The sequence below is a fragment of the Lachnospira rogosae (ex Hitch et al. 2025) genome, from assembly GCF_040096455.1.
Lineage (GTDB): Bacteria > Bacillota > Clostridia > Lachnospirales > Lachnospiraceae > Lachnospira > Lachnospira rogosae.
This window is the reverse complement of the sequence record NZ_JBBMER010000003.1, coordinates 158,520-179,465: the sequence shown is the minus strand read 5'-3', so window position 1 is coordinate 179,465 and position 20,946 is coordinate 158,520. Positions and strand designations below refer to the sequence as shown.

Sequence of the window (20,946 nt, the reverse complement as noted above, 5' to 3'; positions counted from 1 at the left end):
TATACGTAGAGGTGTACTCACCTCCGGGAATTACAGACGAGCCACTAGCTGTGTTCACGACGCCCTTCTCCATTCCAGAGAAGCACTATCTCCCCTACCTGCATTGCGGGGATCGGGACGAACCTCTCGCCCCTCATGGGTTATTATCCTTACGCAACATACCTGCTCCCGCATTGCCCGGACTTCCATCCAGCCTCTCAGCCTTCATCTCTCAATCCATCAGCCTACTAATATGATAACTGTGACTTTCATCCTGCGGGTATATGATCCGTAATTTTACTCAAATCTGTAACTGCTATTCAGTTGTCATTTTTCATTTTCTCATTGGCTTGTCTCAAGCCTGAATATAGTATAAACCAATCCGGTGTCGTCCACAAGGGACTATCATGGTTCATTTTTGCGAAAAAAGCGTCAGTTTGTGACCTTTTTCTGATTTATGCAAAAGTATCATACCGCTTCGGTCAGTAATTGTACACTTCGGCAGAGTATGAAATTTGCAAATCGTGTATTCATTATACGATGAGGTTTTGTGTTTGTCTATGGACATGGTTGGTGTTTTTTAAAGAAAACGCACCAGATTTTGGTTGAAATAAGCACAATACTTCTTATTCTTAAAAATGCCCTTCCAAACTAGTCCATTGTTCTATTCGCCCACCATTAATTACTTCACGGTTACATACTTTTGATTCTTACTTTGAGGCTTATCCGGAATCGTCATCGCCAAACGTCCTTGTTCAACCAATGGTTTGACATATTTCTTCGTTGGCTTTCTTCCGGAATATCCTAACATTTCTGTGATTTCTAATATACCTTTCGGGGTTTGACAAAATTCCAAAATACGCTTAATTTTCTCATCCTCCGAACTACCCTTACTATCTTCTTGAGTTCCATCTTGGGTCCTATCTTGGGTCCTATCTTGGGTCCATCTTGGGTCCTCATCCTCTGTTGATACCCTGGTAAACGGAATCGACACGACAATAGAATTTTCCCTGAACTCATATGTTCCTTTTCCATAAACCTCTGTTATCTTTGGGACTCCACGACCTGTACGCTCACTTATGTGCAGTTGCAATAACATATCTGATAATTTTTGATTTACCGGTACAGATTCACCCGCGAAAAATCCTTCCATTGTCTGTCCCGGAGGAATTGTTCCTCTGGATAAAATCTCTATTCTGTCAGAAAACGCTGTTATCATTGGCGCATTCCCCGTTGTCCACTGATTATGCACAAATGCATTTATCATTGCTTCTCGGAATGCCTCTTCATCAAATAGAGGAATCTCTTTTCTCTCCACTATTCTTTCTCGTTCATCTGCCTGTGGAACATTCAGTACACCACCATACTCAAGAACTTTATCTAACGACATCAGCAAGCAGGTATTTCCGAATTCACGAACAGAATACATCGTGGATGTTTTATCTTTACCTTTAAAAATTGCAAAACGTATTGGAATGCCGCTATTATCTGACATTAACTGCGCCAACATATTATATTTCCCATTGTCCAGCAAAAAGCCAAGATTCTTCTTAAAAGTTCTTTTATTTAGTGTAATTCCCTTTGATGCATAATATACAAACAATTTATCAAATGTTAATTCTTGATTCTCCGATTCTGTATTACAAATCGTAGGTAGCCCAACACGCAATACATGAAATAGGTTCGACTCACGCTCTGGGTATTTATTCAGATTTACTTTACTGGATCCAATGCGTAAATATCTGTTATTATCAAAACTGGTCGGTACTTTAGTTGCTGCAGGTATATCTAAAATGACAACTCTTTTTCCTTCTACTGTAATTTCGTGAAATGAAAAATTGTTATCCGGAAAAACCTGTCTGGCCAAATAATGCTCTAGTGGCTCATTCTTTACATCAACCGTATAATCAAAAGTTGTTCCAATAATTTCATGAGTATCATTGTCTACTCCCCATACCAAATATCCGGCTTCACGCCCTTCCAATGCGGCAGCATTTGACAACGAAGAAATATATTCACCAATTCCTGCTGGCTCATACCAGTTGGTCTTGAATTCATACCAATTCGCTTCTCTAGGATATTCAATTAGCTCTTTCACTTTGCTTTTATAATCCATGCAAATATCCACCTTTCCTAAAATAGAACTGCTATCTATTAGTCTCATTTTTTCGGATTTAAATTATAACTCAGACTTTATTCTTAATTAAAGTCTTCACTTTCATCAAAATTCAAATCAAATATTGCCTCCTCGACAACCTTCACACACTCATCCGTATGCTTCTTAATATCATCACCCCAAAATCGGATAACAGTCCACCCTTCAAACAACAATCTTTTGTTTACCTCATCATCCCTCTCTCTGTTTCTAGATATCTTGCTTATCCAAAACTCACTGTTATTGCTCTTCTCCAGCCTGGGTTTTAATACTTCCCAGTCCTTTCCATGGAAAAATTCTCCGTCACAGAAAATTGCTATCTTATATTTTGTCAACACAATATCCGGATTTCCCGGTAACTTTTTATAATTCTTCCGGTACCGATAACCTTTTGCCCATAAAGCTTTTCTAAGGATAATTTCAATTTTAGTATCCTTTCCATGAATATTTTTCATGTTTTTATGCCGTTGTTCTTTAGTCAAAACATCCGCCATATATATCACCTTCTTATACTGTGTCTCCATCATCCAACACAAAACTTCTTTCAAAAGTAACTCCCGCGGCTTCTGCTATATCCTCAAGCTCTGCCACAGTAAAACTTTCTCTTTTCAGTTTTGCATTAAAATTTTGAGGTGTTGTTCCCAATCTCCTTGCCAACTCTGCCAAACTTATTTTCTGTCTGACACATAATACTTTTATTTGCTCAGATATTGTCATTTTTATTCTTCCTCCTTACCATGAGTCAGATGCAAATCCAATATAATTTTATCAGTCTTTCCGTCTAGATAAATATACTGTAATTCATCATAATCAAATTTTGGATTTAATGCATGAATCAGACTATGATGATTTGGACACAATATAAGAAGATTATCTGATGAATTATCAACACTCTTTGAAAAATACTTAATATGATGAGCTTCCGCAATATTAACGCCATGTTCTTCACCGACATTTTGACCACATATCTGACATCTATACGCATATAGACGCTTTAACATATTTACTTTCTTTTTAGAATAGGTACGTTCTATCACAGATTTTACCGTCTTATTTAATGCTGCTGTATTATCATCAAAGTTTAAATACTGTTCAACATCATATTCTGAAACTTTTTCTCCATCAACATCTAAATTTATCACCTGAGTTTCTTCCATTGTTCCATCCAAAACTGATTTCACAATTTCTGTTATTTCTTTAAACTCCATTACATCCCATTGCTCATAAAGTTCTGTTACAGTCGCTGTTGGTTTTCTGTTATGTTGTCCAGCTCTTCCATTATCAAAAAACACATCAAATTCATCCCGTCTTCGTCTTAAATAAGCATTAGGTTCAACACCCGGACCGGTAATTCGTACTGATAAGTCATCCATCGCTTTTGACACCGGTCCACCATATCCCAATTCACGAAATGCATCATCATTAAACTTTGAAATATAAAATGCCACTAGTGATTTTTTCTGATTTATTGTCATTTTCTTTCACCTAAAATCTTCCCATTAATATCCATTATCTGTCGGAAAATAGCCTCCAAAACATCAACCACGATACTATTGCCTGCCAGTTTAATAAGCTTCTCTGTTGAATACAAATGTCTGTTCTTTGTTACCATAGGATTATCACTGATTATCCTGTCAAAATCCGATTCATCAAATCCCATCAACTTAAAACATTCTCTTGGAGTCAGGTATCTCCATTTTGTCTTTCCTCTTTCCCAATTCTTATAAATAATCAATCCTGAATTAGGATTACGGTCTTGCTTTGTCGTTACTGTATTAACAACTATGTCCCTAATCTCTTTTCCATCATACAGCAATTCATTATCTTCCCATATTTTTCTTCTGGAAGGCGTATCATTAGGTTTACTTGCATCAGCTTCTTCCTTATATTGGGGAACATTATCGTAATCTAAACAAAGAATGTCTTTTAACCTTAAATCTCTTTGCTTTAAATGTGTTGCCTCGTCCTTTTCCAAATTATGTTCTTCAAAGTACTTTTCTAGCTGTTCTATTGTTTCTGCATTGTTTTTGCACAATATACTGATCATATATGCTCTTTCTCTTTTTTGAGGAATACCAAAATTTTGAGCATTAAGCCTATATATTTTATTATAATATCCCAGATTTTCTAAAGTTGCCTTCCAATCACCAAAATCTGCAGCATGCGGTTTTGACAGAATATTGGTCACGTTTTCCATAAGCAGAAAACGAGGTAATTCTTTTCCCATTTCATTCATTTCAAGCAATATACGTTCAACTTCCCAAAGCATACCAGAACGATTATGTGCATCCCTTGCTATTCCACTTTTATTTCCATGCCAACATCCACATAATGATAAATCCTGGCAAGGAAATGAATATGTGAACAAATCAATATTGTCGGGTATATCACTTCCCATAACATCCGTAATACTTACCATATTTCTTGTTTCTTTTATTGCTGCATACAATCTTCGTTTCAAATGCATTGGCATTCGCCTGAACGCCTCATCACTCATAGGTTTCTTTCCATCGGAACTCAGCGATAAACCTTTTAAAAAATTTGTAACATCTTCATCTGAAATTTCTGCATATTTATTAATATCAATTTTACCTTTATGTATCAGACAATATGCCAGTATTGCGTTAATATCCCAATCTGCAGTATTTACAATTTCAAAAGGTTTTCCAATTCTTGTTAATGCTTTTGCCTGACTGCCAATTCCACTAAAAGTTTCAATTACTCTAAACATTTCTTTTCTCCCGGGATCACCATACAGTATATTCCAAGCCGTCCAAATCAATGGTATATGTAATTTGCGTTATTGACTCCGGTATATGATCATCCTTAAATGAGGCTTTTGTTATCTTCGGAAATTTATCATCGACCTCATATTTTCTTTTTTCTAGTACTTTGTATTTTTCTTCCCTTATACTTGCACCCCGCTCATATCCTAACTGATATAACTGCTGTTCAATCTTATCTTTATCATATCCATCTGCAACCAGTCTATCCTTCATATCATTTATAGATATTCCTGTTCTTGACTGTTCTAATCTACAGAAATATAGCTGTAATCTTTTTAAACTTTGGAGCTGATGCTGTCCAGATATAGTAATAGTAGCACCATAACGTTTTACTGTTGACTTAACTTCATAGCTGCTCTCGTTTCCCTCTATATCGTGGCTCCCAGAATTAACAGCCGTCCATTCCACAGTATTATCCTGAGTGTATAAATCATCTAAAACCATCATTTCTGCAATTACACTGTAGGCTTCCTTATTAGAAATGGTATTTCCCATTAACTCACGCCACTTTTTCCACCATTCCAATGGTTCAGACATAAGATTTTTTCTATCTATACCATCAATCCCCGGCTCTACAAATTGCGCACAAACCGTAGCAAATTCATATCGTAAACTATCCAACATACAACTCAGTATAAGATACTTCTTTTCTATACCGCCAATTGCAAGAGTTCTGGAAAACAATCTGCTATTGGCAAATTTTTCTGAAATATCTCTGATATCATCAAATTCAATAGCAACACCATATCCTTCATTATCACGGATAACCATTGCTGAGTATTCTTTTGGTAACGTTTTAATTTCTCTCGCACCATTTTGCGTCGATGCAAAATACTCTCTAATTTCCTCCAGTATTCCCATAGCCTATTCCTCCTCAAAAGTATTCAACACTGTTTTTGCAACTCCATATGCCAACAATGGAGGCACAGCATTTCCAATTTGCTTAAATGCATCGCCCATAGAACAATCAAAGAAAAAATCATCTGGAAAAGATTGTAACCTTGCAGCCTCCCTTACGGTAATTCCTCTTGGTTCAATTGGATGAATATGACTATATGTATCCTTTCCCAAATGTGCTACTAATGTATGAGATGGTTTTGTTTCATCAAGTTTTTTCCATTTATTCTCAAATTTTTCTTTATCATATTGCGGAACCATTTTATTATAGAGACTAATGTATTCCTCACTATCCTTCTCATACCCAAAAAGTTTTGCCTCTTCATAGAATAACTCTTCTGCTATCTTTGTCGCCGCAATATAATTATCTCCTTGTTGCATTCTCTCAAAGATCGGAAAATCTCTGGTATTCCTTCTGAATGCATTTGCCGAAACACCAAATCCCTCTTTACCATACCAGGTTCTCATTAATTTTTGATATTCATTCTGTGCTTCCGTTTTATATGGATACTCAATATTTAATGACACTAATTTGTATTTTGAGTCTGCTGTCGGAAATACTTCTGGTAAATCTGAAAAAGCATCTCCTACAGTAACCCATGGTTTTAATTCATCTGTTGTTCCATTGGGTTCCACAAAAAATTGACATTGCTTATATCCCTCAAATCGTTTTTGATGCTGGGTCAATACATCAACCTCATTTCGATGTGTTGGATTTGGTAATTTTATCTCTTTTCCTTCATCCCCCTTGATTGCTACAACAAAAACTCTCTCTCTTACCTGTGGAACACCATAGTCGGCAGAATTAAGTATTGTCCAATATGCCTTATAACCTTTTTTAGTTAACTCAGTACATACTATTTCTGGTATATTTTTACCGCCAAAATTTGTTGATTCCGGAACATTCTCCATCACAACAGCTCTTGCTTCCAATTCGAATACAAATCTCAAAAAATCCTGATACAGATATCCTCTTGCATCTTTTATATTTACTCTATCTTCACCGAGTGATCTAAGTTTCCCGCGACCTGCCATAGAATACGCCTGGCATGGCGGTCCTCCTATAACAATACACCCCTCATCTCCAAAACTATTTTTAAACACACTTGCTTCTATTTCTGTTATATCTCCGCATATATGTGTTTCTTTTTTTCCATAGCGCCAGGAAAGATTGTAAGAAATAGTTTTACATGCTTCTGGCATCAATTCAATTCCTGCCACAATATCAAAACCCGCTTTTTCAAATCCGAGTGCCAATCCACCACACCCTGAAAACAGATCAATAATTTTAGGTAACATTACACACGCACCCCCGCGTCCATAAATAAAGAGCGTACATATTCTTTTTCGCCACCCAAATATAATGCCGGATCCACAACCATCACTTTAGCAGTGTTCAATTTCATTACAATTCTGAATAAATCATCCTGCTGCGTTTCTGTGTTCTTATTGTATTCATCAAGAACCTGTTGCGGTATATGACTATAGTAATACATAATGTATCTATATACATTTATAAAAGTTCCCTTACGTCCTGTTCTTTCCTCTAAATTCAATATACTGTCGGTTGTAAAACATGGAGCCTCCAATACTTTGGCAGTTGTCTGCATATCTCCCTGCCACGACAAATGTACGTACCACCAAATTGATCTAAGCCATATTCTTGCAGGTTTGCTCCAATAATGACTCTCATTATCATATCCCCATCTTTCAGCAACGACATCTGGTATAACCTTTATCGAAAGATATCTCCAAAAATCGTCATTAGCTGCAGCTCTAAGGTTAAATCCCGGCACACGCCACAAATAATCGTACAACAAAATTCCTATGTGAGCATCTATGTAGTAGTCTTTTTTTGCTATACTATCCGGGCACTCACTTCTCACCTTTTGATTAAACTCTTGTATATCTTTACGTATCTTCAAATAATCTCCCTCGACTTCCGGCAATGAAGGATAATTCAAAACCCATTCTTTCATTGCATTCTGAGCCTCCGAACGATTTAATGTTTTAATAATCATACTTTCTATATCCTTTGATCAAAAAATTTTCTTATAGACAATGACATTGCCTCCGGTCCAGAAACATCCCACTCCAATGTATCAATGAAATAGTGGATAGCTTCTGACACACTACCATTTTGCAAATCCTCACCAGAAGTAGTTGCATCCCAATAATTTTCCTGCTCTTTTAATTTTGTAATAATAACACCTAGTGCACTTGCCATTATTTCCTTTAAAAGTTGCTCATCAAATGTTCTTTTCGTTTTATCTAAATACTTGTAATTTTTGTGTGCAGTATTTATGTATATAGAAACACTGTCTGAAAACAGGTCATATGTAGGATCTATCCAATCACATTTTACATACCACAATGGCTGACCCGGTTCATGTATTTCATACATAGGAAATACTGAACCATTTCCATCTAGCCTTATTACAAATTTATTATCTAACTCTCCTAAAATACATCCATATTGATTAGCCAGATGTTCCTCTCCCCAAAGCGGAGTGCCTGCTTCTTTCAAATAAATAATTGTCGAAAATTCCACACTTCCTCTTAATTGAGCTTCTGAGAATTCATAATTTAACTCAAATTCCAAATCTCTTTGGAAATTTTCTATCTCTCCAATCGGAATAACACCTCTTTGCTTTGAATCAGGGGATGTCCACATTAATGCTATTCCCAGTTTTGCATTATTACATGCTATTCCGTTTGGTCCAAACAAACACTGATATGTACGAATTGAATACTTTCTTCTAATACATAACTGATAATCATCCGGAGACCATATTCCCTCATCATCGATCACTTTATGAACTATAGTACTGCTATCAACTTCTTCCGTACGTAATACATATTCCTGATCATCTCTTACATAATAAAGCTGATATGGTGATGCCTGGAATCTAGTTTTACTTAACAAATCATCCGTTATTACCGGAAAAAGTGAAATATTCGCTGCCATTATTTATCACCTTCATTCTTTTCAACATTAAACAATGGTTTAATATCTTTTCTATTCAACTGCAAAGTAATATCAAGTTCCATTTCTATCAAATGCTCAGCATCTGACCTTACATGTATACCATAACCAGCACCATTTTTCGTTTTAAGTAATTCACAGGAAATGTCACTTATTCCAGAACTTTCATTACTGCTATCTACTGCCATTTTTAAATTTGTTTTAAGTTTATCTACTTTTGTAACAACAGTATCTGCAGAAACTATCTCAAACGGCATGGATAATCCCATTTTTTCTTCCCAGTCTTTAGGTTTAATTGCACCTGTCTCAGAATCAATTGCCAAATTAATCCCTGTAGCCAAAATCTTTCTTCGCGATTTGATTGTTAACTTAACCGTCATTCCATTCGCAAAATATTTTGTTTTTGATGATTCATAACCAAAAACAACATTTTTATGTGTTTCGGTGTGTCCACTTCCGCCTTGTCCACCACTTGTTCCGCCACTTGGCTTTTTACCAAAATTTTCAGGTGGTAATAACAAATCTCCAAACATTTTTCCAAGACCAGAGTTTAATCTGCTAGTTGTATCTTCTTCCTCTACAGAAAATTCCTTAGAAATTTTACTATTAATCTGCGCTTGTACCTTCGACACAATTCTCGGGTTATTATTACCCATACTAAAGTCTCCCCAAGAAGTATGATCGGCCATCTCACTTTTTCTTACATATTCCTCAAGACTATATGGCTCTCTTGTATTAGTAAGTTTATTTTCTGAGTTTAGCACAAAAATAGCAAAAATAAATTCATCTTTACTAGAAGCACTTATTCCATCAACCCAGTTTCCCACATCCTCATATGATACAATCATCCCTGGTTTACGAGTAAAAAATAAAACAGGTTTATTCTTTTCTTTATCCTTTATTTCACAATTAAAATACATGTACGGCTCTGGTTTGTTATCTGGATATCCTGTTTTCAATATTTTACGTGGAACTTTCGTATACGCAATCGTACCAGCCTTTGTTGTTTCCAGTACCTTACGCAAAAGAATGTCTTCTGATTTACACTCCACGCCGTCTTGTGCCAAAATATCATTCCCAGCCTCTTCTGACACAGCCCTATTGTAAAGTGCTTGTACAATCTGAAATGCAGGTTCCATATTGTCTAAACCAATTCCTTTTTTATTGATTCGTGCGCGTAGAAATTTCCCATATGGATATTTTTCATTGTTTAATCTCGGAGCATACCATCTTTGTATAGAGATTCGAAGATAATCTTCAATACTGCATCTCCAAAAAGGACGTATTCTATTATCTTCACTATCTTTATATTCTATCTGATTATTTTCAAGTAACATCTGTTCATCAATATAAGGAATGATTATTGTGGTTCCTGTTAAATCACCTTCATATGGTTCAATTTCAAATATATTTAAAATTTTTTCAATATACTTTTCATCTGTAATAGGTTTTGTTTTGTTGCTTCCGATTTCCTGTCCCCACCATGCTATACCTCGCTTTGATTTTCCCGGCAAAGCAGGAATAAGTGAGTCAGCATTCATTTCATTTTCCACCAGTGAGGCTGCTAATCGCGACTCATATATTCCTTCTTCATTCAGTATTCTGCTATAATAAACAACCAGTCCTATTCCAACTCTGAAATATACAGTTTTACCAAGTCCCCATGAACCACCTGCACCTTCTGCTTCCTGTGGTTTACTTATTTCATAAATCAACTTTAATAAATTTCCATACTGGTTATCTGTTACTTCATCATAATGCAGCTTGCCTGTCAGTCCAACAGTATTTGAATCACGTACTGCTATGAATTTGTACGTGTCTTTCCAATATTTTCTATTTAAAGTTTCTGTTATGCCCTCTAATTCCTTATTTAAAGATATTTTATTAAATTCTCCTGTAAAAAAATCTACAGTCACATATGGGTCTGTATCATTTTTTGCATCTAGACTATTCTGTATGGATTCTCGAACCAACAAATCTAAAATAGGCATATTATTATTTTGTATCAATTTTAGTAATGAACTCCCCGACTGGGTCATTCTACCAGGTTCAGCAATTTCAATTTTCATTTGTTCCCTCCAAGTCACCTTCGTCGTCAAATGGATTATTTTGCATATGTATAGATACAGTCGCTGTATAATCTGTTCCGCGTTTTCCACCCGGAATATTCATACAAATACCTACAATATCCTCAACCGAATTTAGATCTTCTCTCGTATCAGAGCCTTTTACCGCTTTTGAATCTTTATCTATTACATAAACAATCAACTGTGGAGTTGAATCTAAACCAGCTAAACTTCTAATCTCTTTTGCATATTTTGATTTAAAATCCTTAACCTTGCTCACAATCTCTTGCGGCTGTCCTTCCAAATCTATATCAGCTATAATATCTTTTGGATCCCTTAAAACACCAATATTTATTACCGTATCCGATTCATTCTTCAATTTCTTCCTTGTACGGCTTACTTTTTTTACCGGACCTACTGGTGAATTCCAAACAGAACCACTACCTTTTCCAGCCAAAATAATATTCCAATTTTCAAGTTTCCCTTCTGCAGAAATTTTTTCAATCCAAGCAATAACAGAAGCTATATCATTGAAAACTCCTAATCTCGAATTAAATTTGTACTCTTCAAGATATTTTTTCACCAAAGAGAATTCAACATTTCTCCAAATAAAAGTATTTTCCGCATGTTGATTGCATTCTTTTCGTTCTTCCGGTTGTCCTAATGAAGCAATAAACTTTTCAGTCTCAACAATGTTATGTTTCAGCGCTGCTACATCATTATCAAACAAATATGTCTGATTAAAAGAGCCACTGAAATCCATATCTGTTGCTTGTGCGCTCTGCATCCTATTTTTTGCAGTTATACGTATAAAACTTGCTTTAGGAGTATTTTTCACTCTTGGTCCATAATTTGCAGGACTCTTTCCTAAGGTGTCCATTTCATGTATTTCATCACGTAACTCCTGATCCAGCGCTGCAAGAAATTTAAATTGATCATTTGTCTTAGATGTAATCCATAATCTCGGCAACAACTCATACCCTTTTCTGTATCCAAACCATCTCCCCATTTGCATAAGTGTATCAGCCTGACTAACAGAACGAAGGAAAAATGTGCTGATAAGTCCTTCAATCGTTAAACCTCTGGACAAAGTTGCTCCACCCACAACAATAAACGCCGGTGCTGGTGTTGGCATGTTATCAGCCGTAGGATATGCCAATCTGACATACATTCCATCGTCGGTAATTCCATTATTCTTGCAATTATCAATACACATATGAATTCCTTCGTGATATGCGAACTCATCGTCCTCATCCAATGGAATATTAGTTGGTTCTTTACTCAACAAAATTGTAATTTCCTTACGTATGTCCTCAAATGAAGGATATCTGTTTATTTCTTCATCCTTCCTATCGTATTGTGGATATTGTTCTCTAAACTTTTCAAATGTAAATTGACTGGTTTCAGTATTCCATACTTTTTCACATCTTCTAATCATCTCATCTACATCTTTGCTCACAATCCAATCTCTGACCGCTTCTGCAATATTCTGATGATGATCAGTTTTCTGACTTGTATGTATCAGCATACTAATCGGCTTTCCGTATCCCCATATTCTCATACAGGCTACGCCACACAGAAACCAGCATATAGCATCCTGTAACGCGAGCGGAACATACGGGGATCCTTCTTCATGAATTTCTTTGATTGCCTGAAGATCATCCTCATCAATAATTCTCACGATATCTAAACCATCATAATCATAATCCCCGCCCTCAAATCCAAATATCTGTTGTGGTCCAAAATATTCCTTTGATACACTTAATGTTGATATAAAATTTCTAGGATATAACGAATCTTCTCCAGCCTCATTTAATATATTTGCATATGGCGTGGCTGTATATCCAATATAATTCATCGCCTTATATTTATTACTGATTTCCTGCGATTTCTCATTTTTTCCATTTACCAAATCTCTTATCAATCTATTAATTGTTTTAATCGTTGAACTATTAACATTTGCTGTGTTAATACCAGCCTGGTCAGCCTCATCATCTATAACCAGTATCTTCATCTGTTTTTGTTTATTACCATCAGATTGCAGCCATTGTATAAGTCCCCTGAGTCTTCCCGGATTTTTCAGACAAACTGTAAAATATCTCTGTTTTGACGTTTTATCAAAGTGTAAATCCTGTGTTCTTTGTCCTAGCATTGGTTTTTTAGATAAATGCTCTAAACCATTCCAATTGAGATTGCCCTGACAATTTAAATCATTTAATAACCGGTTTTGTGTTTGTTGCCTAAGATTTTCGATGGTTCCAGATAAAACTATAAACATATTCCATCCCCAGTCAGCCGCCATAGCCATTAAAGCTGCCATATTAGCAGTTTTTCCAGACTGAACGTTACCAATAACCAATCCCTTAACTGGCTTCATTTCGGTTGTATCACTGCTCAGTCTCTTCAAAATCTTTAATGTAGTTCTCTCCATCTCATCAACGATTTCTTCTTTAAAACCACCCTTAATCAATTTTTTTCTATATAACTGCCATGCGGATTGTGGATCTGCTGGTACCGTAACATCATTATCTTCGCCTTCACCCATAATCATAGCCTGACCACTAAGATAATCTATAACCTGTGTCTGCTCTTCTGCCTCTTTTTGTAAGCGAACGAGTTCTTTCCATTCACTGCAACTAACTTCTTTCCAAAAATTCAATAAGGACTGTTGGGTTAGAAATTCTGATAATCCTTCATCATTACCACGCCCCGCATAATCAATCTCTTCCCACTTCATGTTACGATTTCTCGCATTACGAATCCATTCTCTGTGTTGATCATATTCAGGCAAACCAAAATTAGACATATGCATTCCTCCATTGGTACATTTGAAATTTTATCGACAATTTTTTACCTTTTCCATAACCTTATTATAAAATCAGAGTTTTATATCGTCAACTTTGTTTTTTACTTTTCAAGGAAGGGTCTCCAATCAAAATTTCCAATTAATAAGCCAATCAATAAGCCCTATATTGACAGAGGGCACACCTATCGTGCCCTCTCGCTGCCTCCATCCTTTCTTTCCACACTCCACTCTGGTTGCATCTCCAATGTCTTTTCATAAACAGCCTGATAATCTTCAAATATCTTATCCTCATCAGAAGTATCCACTCCACACGCCTTGCAAACAGCACTGTACAGCTGAATATTGTATGAATTATTGTCTGGCTGAAACTGTAGCATCCTTGCCTTCTCGATAACAGACAAATCATCAAAAGCAATTCCCCGCTGTTTAATCTCATCCAGCACCTCTTCTGTTTTGTTTTTGACAACCAATTCACACATGCCCTTATAAAGCAAGTCCGTCTCTTCAAGAAGTTCGTCGACATCTGCAATATGCCCCATGTCCAGAAACTTCATCTGTACAATAGACCTAACTGTGTCGTAACTCTTTAGTTCCCTAAATCCATGCATCTGAGCCTTTTCCATAGATGTCATCTTTTTGTACGTCTCATAGTTGCCTTTATCATCTGACCAATCATCAACATATTCCTCCACAATATTCGCTTCGCTGGCATCTCCTACTGTGGCATCCATGGTATCTTCTGCTGAAATCTGCTCACATACCTCTGCGCCTAACGAAGTTTCATAATTTTCTGATTCATTCATTACTGATACACCATCCATCCCCATATCAGACACTGCATCATTAACAGATAACGCAATATTTTTCTCCTCCGCATACGGATACTCCGGCACTTCTATTGAATTACGAATCTCATCCTCAATAGTTGAGAAATCCAGCATTGAAAACTTCTTATACTCTTGTACACACCCTTCAGCAATCTTCAATTTCTTATTAATTGCTTTCTTCTCCGCCTTAAGTTCATTCAATTTCTCCTGTACTCCCATATGCCAGATCTGGTAATCACGAATATCCTCCTCTGTTTTGCAAACGCGTCTTCTTGCTCTGTTCTGCTGATATAATTCCTGCTGCCGTTCAGAGATTTTCTCTACATCACGCTCTCCCAGAACCTGATAAGTCACAAGCCCCTCCACAGTTTTGATATTGTTATTCACAAGGAAAAGATACTGTTCCTGCAGCTGATTCATACGCTCCAGTTCCTTCGCAAGATATGCAGAATGCTTATCAAATCGACGCTGTTCCACCATTCTCGCCTGATAGATTCTGCGGTAATACTTCATCTGAAAATCTGTTATTCCACGTTTATGAATTGCCACAGTATTACCCACAACAAATCCCGGACGGGTAAAAGACATATCCAGATAAAATCGGAATTTTTCTTCCGAAAAACGTTCATCCAGCTTATCCAGTTCATGATACCATTTACCACCCGGAACCTTTACCGAAAGGTACTTCCCGTACTCAAACTGATACCCGATTCTCTTCATCAGGAATATAAAATGGTCAAAGCTTCCCGCCTGACTCTGACAAAACTCTGCATCTGCCAGAATCATTTTTCGAAAGCATTGTTCACACTCCCATTCTTTCCTTGATAAATTCTTAGGCTCCTTCACATACTCTGCTGGCACAATGGACAGTCCGTACTCTTTACAGAGTCTGTTTGTAATCGGCTGCATACGGTGCTTCCATTCCCCTTTTTTGCACTCATGCTTCATCCCCGTTTCAAAACTGACGCTATTGAAAACAATGTGCCCATGCATATGCTTTTTATCATTATGCACCGCATATACTGCCTCATATTTATCCTTCAGGTATTCCTGTGCAAAACGTGCCACGATATCCAGCGCCTGTTCCTCTGTCGCTTCTCCCGGTGCAAAGGAAATGATAATGTGATATCCCTGTCGCTTATTTGTTTTTCCGAAAGTAACCTTCGTATCCATCATCTGCTCAAAGGCTGTATCCGGCAGGCAGTTTATACTGCCCACCAGAACATTTTCCTCTGTTTTCTCTGGATTCTGAATATACGAAAGAGCATTCTTAAGATGTGCCGCCGGGTTCCCGGTATGTGCCTCATTCAGGCACTGTATCTTAGTGATTGCCATACCATAAGCACCTCCCTCATCAGCCTCTTTACATCCTCCAAATCCTGCTTAACAGCAAGGATATCCCTCGTGTAACCATATCCCTGGGTATTTACTACCTTCGCAATCTGATTCACATTGGTAGCAATTCCTGTTATCTGTCTGATAAAATTCCCTCTGTCTGTCGTAAAAGATGCGTCCACATTTCCGCCGCCACGCACCAGATTGCGCAGGTATTCACTGATATTCATTCCAGCCTTTTTTGCACCTTCTTCCAACAATCGTTTATCTTCCTCTGACAACTTAAAAGAAACCTTATATAGCTTTTTGTCAGACTTGTACCTTCTGTTTCCATCTGCCATACACATAACCTCCAATTCTCAAAATTAATCCCATCAAAATCTCACTTATCATGCTCATGGCTGTGACCTCCTTTTTATTCTTCTTCAGGAACTGCTTATAGCAAATCCTCAAAAATGCTTCTGTTACCGTTCACTTGTTTTGCAAGATTCGGGAAAAGTCGGACCTTTCCCCGAAAAAAATATAATTGCTAACCGCAATTACCATTTTTTCGTCTTGGCAGGAGCTCCTGCACCCAATATATGGCACGAATTTCGTGCCAAAATACCGACAGCAAACCGTTCTCCAACTGTCGTCAGTTTGCCGTCAGATATATTTATTTTATATATGAATGACGTCAATCAGCCGTCATTCAGGATTCCATTGTCGTCAATTCGACGTCGCTGACGTAGCTTCCTAATCATCATTCAGTCCTTTTAGAAAATTGAATGTCTGACTTGGAATAATGACTTCATCATCAGTGACAGATGCCGTATTATCCTTTGGTGCATCATGCATTGATGCTAAAGCGGGTGTTGGTGGTGTTGGTGTTTCCGTTGCGGCAACTCTCGCCTCACACTCTGCCATCAACTTCTCCATTTCCGGCTTCAATGCCCTGGCTACTTCTTCCGCAAACTTCTTTACATCAATCTCTTGCCTATGGGACGCCTTAACCTCTTCCGCCTCTCCGTACGCTTCTTCATAGGCCAGTTCAATACCTCTCTTGATAAGCTCCGTCTGGTTAAGAAAGCTACCATCCACAAGCATCCTATCCAGCTTTTTCAGAATATTTGCATCCGACTGGCGGTCCACATAGAGACGGCAGCCAAGCCGCCTCTCTCTAAATCCCATTACCATGTGTACCACCTGCCTTTATGCCATCTGTTTTGCAAGAAACTCATAGCCCTTTGCATTGGCTCTGACATCCGTCACATATGAAATGTTATCCCCATGTTTTCCAAATCTCTCCATTGCCTTTGCTCCGCCACCCACATAAATAATGTTGGTAAATTCCGTATCGTGCCCGTTCTCTTTCAGAACTCCTTCCACTCTTGCAACAAACTTTTCAAGCGACTCGTCCATAATCCTTGCATACTTTTCCGGATAATTGCCGCCAAGATTGCTGATATAATCTGTAATCACATTCTCCGAAATCTCTTTTCCAAAAACCTCACTGCTTCTGCTCTTGATTTCCTGAATAACAGAAATCATGGACTCCGTGAAGGTCTCACATTTACTTTCCACTGGAACACCATCCTTCACATGCATGATATCAATCGTCCAGGAACCCACATCCACAATCAGATATTCCCCCTTCATACTGCCAAGCCTGTCTGCCACTGCTGCATAACACTGCGGAAATGCCAGTACATTTTCAATGGTAAAATCATATGCCACATCCTCAAATTTAAAATGCACTGGCTGATTTCCACGTTTCAAATATTTCACGAACTGCTTTCTTACCGTTGCAAACTGTTTTAAAGGAAGTCCGACTCCAAGCACCACTCTGGCACCATTTGGAATATTCCCTGACTGACATTCCTTTGCCAGTGCCGCAAGTGTCAACAGATAATAATCATCATCTGCAAGCTTACTGTCCTTCACACTGTTACGCTTTTCTCCAATCTTATAAAATGCTCCATCATAAACCAGTGTATTAGCCTGGAAGGTAGGCTTTACAGCCTGCCTTTCCACACCATTCTCAAACACATGGTTTGATGTTTTCATTAAATGATTCCCGTGGTCAATTCCCACATAATAAATTCTTTTCTCTTCCATAAACTCATGCCTCCATTCTCTGTGTCTCCGCATGTTCAAATGCGATATTTTCCTTTGCATGTTCCAGACGTACACGCTTGTTGTAATCAATTGTTGCAAACAAATCCTCTGTTACAATCTCATCTGCTGTCATTGCCGCCTGCATGTTTTCATGAAATGTTACCTGAAATCCTTTTTCTTCCAAAGTATCCAAAGCAATTCCTCTTACCTTGCTTATTCCCTGTAAAACAGTGTCATACAGTTGCCATGCATAATTCTCATATTCCGCTGCTTTATCAAAAAGTACCCCTTGCATAAAATACTTGTTATACAGATAACGGTCATTTTCCATCAAAACCCTGAGATAACGGTGTCCATACTTTCCAAGACTTGCATAACTTCTCGGATCCGACTCTCCCAAAATCGGATAAAACAATCCATCCACCTCTTTGTACTTAATACCACACTGTTCTGCAATTGTAGGTGCTGCAGTCACCTTTGCTTTTTCTTCCATAAAAAGTCCTTTCTGCGCCTTGCGCCTTAAAAATATCGTTATTTGCCTTAACGCCAGCCCGCGGAGAGTTACTGCCCTCAAATGTTCTGCCATGCAGAAAATCCTCCTTTCTCATTGCCTCTTGCGAAGCTATGTATAAATGCTGTCCACACCTGACAGTTAAATTATCTGTAACGCTGGAACACACAAAAATCACCATTCCATCCTAATCGACTACTGCCTTAGCAAACACAAGAAATACTCTTGCAACCAGCCCAAACACTAATAATGTCAGCTTCGCCAATCCCAGTACACACCGAAGCATTAACAACGCCATCCATACCATAGCCTTTAAAACATTCAGTAAAACTCTGCCAACAAATTCTAAAATCATAAATTCAACTCTCCTTTCCACCCATCGGGAGCTACCCGAAAAAAGGGTATAAAAAATAAGACCATATTGACTTCAATATGGAACCGATTAAATCTTCGATTCTCTGTGTCAATTTAGTCCTATCAGCAAAAATACCTGTTAAGTTTTCCCGTCCAGAGCTAATCCGGACAATTTTCACACGGAAACGTCTAGGACCAGGCTTCCGAAACCCTTGTAAATCCTGGGTTTCTTCCACCTGTCACAAATATACCACGTTCCCCTGTCGCCGATATAAGAAGTGCCCTGTCCTCTCCTTCTTCTAAAATCTTCTTAAGATTTGTAATAAATCCAATCTGCATGCTGTTTGGCTTAAGCTTATATTTTTCAAGCGATACAACATTATCAATCCTCGCAATATCTCTCTGATGTTTAATAATTTCATATTGTTCTTTATAATTGTCGTAAAACTCATTAAAATCTAAGGCATAACTAGAATTCCATAATCTATTAAATTCATCAACTATTTCCTTCGCTATCTTCCCTTGCTGCGTTGATACAAGCTTAGTATTCCACTCATGATTACTGGTAAGTGCTGCACTTGTTATATTCGAACTTCCAATGATAATACGATATACTTCATCTGTTTTAAAAATATATCCTTTTGTATGAAATCCTTCATCTGCTTCTTGTACATCATACATTTTTAATGTAATATTTGATAATCCATTAAGCTTCTCCAATGCTTTAGGCTCACTAAAATTCAAATAATTAGTTGTGAGAATTTCACCTGGAATATTTTTCTTTTCCAAATCTTTAAATGTCTGAAGTAATGGTGTGATTCCGCTCATAGTAATAAATGCAACACTGATCTGAAACTTATCACATCTTAACAGCTCATCTTCAATCGAAGATAAAACTTTCTTACCAGATTTATAATTATTCGATACAAACTGAGGACAATAAAAACTGTCAGAAGCAACAGAACCATCTATGTATGCAGTTTCTAATCCTAATCGTAATTCATTTATTTTATCCATATTGATATCCATTCAATTAATATTTATTATATCAATTATATTATTTATTGTAATATATTGCAATGAAAGTATCATCTATTCCAAAATATTTCACTTGATTGCAGAAAATAATATAAAACATACATGTCTATTTTTAATATTGTTCATATAAATATTGATATACCAAAGTTTCTTGTTTCTGAGGCTTGCTTAGAAAGAACCCTTTCATTCCGTTCCTTTAATTGAATTGCCAGTATAACATCTTCAAGATTTATAATTAAATCCGCTAATTCTATCTCTGTCCCACCTTCTGGAACAAATTTCAAATCAGCATATACAAGCTCTTTATAAAAGAAATCTTCCGAAAAATAACTTAATAGTTTTTCTGAGTTAGTCACTAAAACACCACCTATTTTATTTACTGCTTGTCCACTTCCGTAAAGAAGTATTCCAATGTATCTACAAACATATTTGCATCAAACAATTCTTTTATCTGTTCCCTGTTCATCCAAGCAACCTGTGCCACTTCATCCGTTGTGGCATTGCCTAAATCAACCTCTCCATCGTAATCAAACAGCCAAACATCAACAATTTTATTAACCACTTTCCCAAACTCGATTTTCTTAATGTCTGACAAAACAACTTGACCTTTTTCTGGCAATAAATCTATTCCAACCTCTTCTTTGACTTCTCTAAGCACTCCTTGCAGACTGTCCTCTCCTTTTACTACAGAACCATCCACACATTCCCACATCAAAGGATATGTTGGCCTATTTGCGGAACGCTGCGAGATAATGTACTGTCCCTTAGAATTACGAATCCACACATGCACCACCAGATGATATCCGTCTATTGGTAACTGTTCTCCTCTGATATGGTCTTTTCCCAGAAGCTCTCTGTTCTCATTATACAAATCCCATATTTCTGCATCTGGCACATACTCCACAATATCCCCAAAGTCTGCATGTAAAGTTTTGCAGATTTTGCTAAGAATTGTTAGACTCACCTCTTCATCACGGCGAAGCTTTGTCATTGTGTTAGGAGCAATTTCTGCCTTTTTACGCAAATCAGATTTGCTCATTTCTTTATCCACTAATAATTTCCATAATCGTTTATATGATACAGCCATAATAGCATCTCCCATTTTATTT

20 protein-coding genes are annotated in these 20,946 nt (G+C 37.2%); all 20 read right to left on the bottom strand.

The window, feature by feature from the left end:
• Positions 1-661: 661 nt before the first annotated feature.
• A complete protein-coding gene (locus tag WMO14_RS05165) occupies positions 662-2,095 on the bottom strand; it encodes an RNA/DNA-binding domain-containing protein (RefSeq protein WP_055306283.1) in 1,434 nt (477 codons plus the stop codon).
• An 83-nt stretch (positions 2,096-2,178) separates the two neighbouring features.
• Positions 2,179-2,628: a very short patch repair endonuclease gene (locus WMO14_RS05160; RefSeq protein WP_055306284.1), complete on the bottom strand. Its 450-nt coding sequence runs from the start codon at positions 2,626-2,628 to the stop codon at positions 2,179-2,181.
• 13 nt (positions 2,629-2,641) lie between these two features.
• Positions 2,642-2,851, bottom strand: coding sequence for a helix-turn-helix domain-containing protein (locus WMO14_RS05155; RefSeq protein WP_012741086.1), 210 nt, complete (start codon positions 2,849-2,851; stop codon positions 2,642-2,644).
• A 2-nt stretch (positions 2,852-2,853) separates the two neighbouring features.
• On the bottom strand, positions 2,854-3,609 hold the full coding sequence (locus WMO14_RS05150; RefSeq protein ID WP_349153395.1) for an HNH endonuclease: 756 nt from the start codon (positions 3,607-3,609) through the stop codon (positions 2,854-2,856).
• The gene (gene dcm / locus WMO14_RS05145) at positions 3,606-4,865 is read right to left on the bottom strand and encodes a DNA (cytosine-5-)-methyltransferase (protein ID WP_249752181.1); all 1,260 of its coding nucleotides are present in this window, start codon (positions 4,863-4,865) and stop codon (positions 3,606-3,608) included. The genes WMO14_RS05150 and dcm overlap by 4 nt, the downstream gene beginning before the upstream one ends.
• A 16-nt stretch (positions 4,866-4,881) precedes the next feature.
• Positions 4,882-5,781 carry a PD-(D/E)XK motif protein gene (locus WMO14_RS05140; protein ID WP_302435056.1) on the bottom strand — a complete coding sequence of 300 codons (900 nt, stop codon included), beginning with the start codon at positions 5,779-5,781 and terminating at the stop codon, positions 4,882-4,884.
• A 3-nt stretch (positions 5,782-5,784) separates the two neighbouring features.
• Positions 5,785-7,116 carry a DNA cytosine methyltransferase gene (locus WMO14_RS05135; protein ID WP_055306288.1) on the bottom strand — a complete coding sequence of 444 codons (1,332 nt, stop codon included), beginning with the start codon at positions 7,114-7,116 and terminating at the stop codon, positions 5,785-5,787.
• Entirely contained in the window at positions 7,116-7,838 is a 723-nt protein-coding gene (locus tag WMO14_RS05130) for a DUF6339 family protein (RefSeq protein WP_249752184.1), read from the bottom strand. The genes WMO14_RS05135 and WMO14_RS05130 overlap by 1 nt, the downstream gene beginning before the upstream one ends.
• Before the next feature lie 5 nt (positions 7,839-7,843).
• Positions 7,844-8,785 carry a hypothetical protein gene (locus tag WMO14_RS05125; protein WP_249752185.1) on the bottom strand — a complete coding sequence of 314 codons (942 nt, stop codon included), beginning with the start codon at positions 8,783-8,785 and terminating at the stop codon, positions 7,844-7,846.
• Positions 8,785-10,872, bottom strand: coding sequence for a hypothetical protein (locus tag WMO14_RS05120; protein WP_249752186.1), 2,088 nt, complete (start codon positions 10,870-10,872; stop codon positions 8,785-8,787). The genes WMO14_RS05125 and WMO14_RS05120 overlap by 1 nt, the downstream gene beginning before the upstream one ends.
• Complete coding sequence (locus WMO14_RS05115) at positions 10,862-13,675, bottom strand: Z1 domain-containing protein (protein ID WP_349153393.1); 2,814 nt, start codon at positions 13,673-13,675, stop codon at positions 10,862-10,864. Before WMO14_RS05115 ends, WMO14_RS05120 begins: the two co-directional genes overlap by 11 nt.
• 182 nt (positions 13,676-13,857) lie before the next feature.
• Positions 13,858-15,837, bottom strand: coding sequence for a relaxase/mobilization nuclease domain-containing protein (locus tag WMO14_RS05110; RefSeq protein WP_349153392.1), 1,980 nt, complete (start codon positions 15,835-15,837; stop codon positions 13,858-13,860).
• Positions 15,810-16,178, bottom strand: coding sequence for a plasmid mobilization protein (locus WMO14_RS05105; RefSeq protein WP_015521348.1), 369 nt, complete (start codon positions 16,176-16,178; stop codon positions 15,810-15,812). The genes WMO14_RS05110 and WMO14_RS05105 overlap by 28 nt, the downstream gene beginning before the upstream one ends.
• Before the next feature lie 394 nt (positions 16,179-16,572).
• Entirely contained in the window at positions 16,573-17,007 is a 435-nt protein-coding gene (locus WMO14_RS05100) for a hypothetical protein (protein ID WP_349153391.1), read from the bottom strand.
• A 21-nt stretch (positions 17,008-17,028) separates the two neighbouring features.
• Positions 17,029-17,934: a ParM/StbA family protein gene (locus tag WMO14_RS05095; RefSeq protein ID WP_055306297.1), complete on the bottom strand. Its 906-nt coding sequence runs from the start codon at positions 17,932-17,934 to the stop codon at positions 17,029-17,031.
• A 4-nt stretch (positions 17,935-17,938) separates the two neighbouring features.
• Positions 17,939-18,520 (bottom strand): TnpV protein, encoded by a 582-nt coding sequence (locus tag WMO14_RS05090; RefSeq protein ID WP_249321221.1) that lies wholly within the window; start codon positions 18,518-18,520, stop codon positions 17,939-17,941.
• Between the two features lie 112 nt (positions 18,521-18,632).
• A complete protein-coding gene (locus WMO14_RS05085; protein WP_172678503.1) occupies positions 18,633-18,800 on the bottom strand; it encodes a hypothetical protein in 168 nt (55 codons plus the stop codon).
• 188 nt (positions 18,801-18,988) lie between these two features.
• Positions 18,989-19,816, bottom strand: a complete 828-nt coding sequence (locus WMO14_RS05080; protein WP_349153390.1) for a phospholipase D-like domain-containing protein — start codon at positions 19,814-19,816, stop codon at positions 18,989-18,991.
• A 143-nt stretch (positions 19,817-19,959) separates the two neighbouring features.
• Complete coding sequence (locus tag WMO14_RS05075; protein WP_349153389.1) at positions 19,960-20,193, bottom strand: hypothetical protein; 234 nt, start codon at positions 20,191-20,193, stop codon at positions 19,960-19,962.
• A gap of 20 nt (positions 20,194-20,213) precedes the next feature.
• Positions 20,214-20,924, bottom strand: coding sequence for a helix-turn-helix domain-containing protein (locus WMO14_RS05070; protein WP_349153388.1), 711 nt, complete (start codon positions 20,922-20,924; stop codon positions 20,214-20,216).
• Between the last annotated feature and the right edge of the window lie 22 nt (positions 20,925-20,946).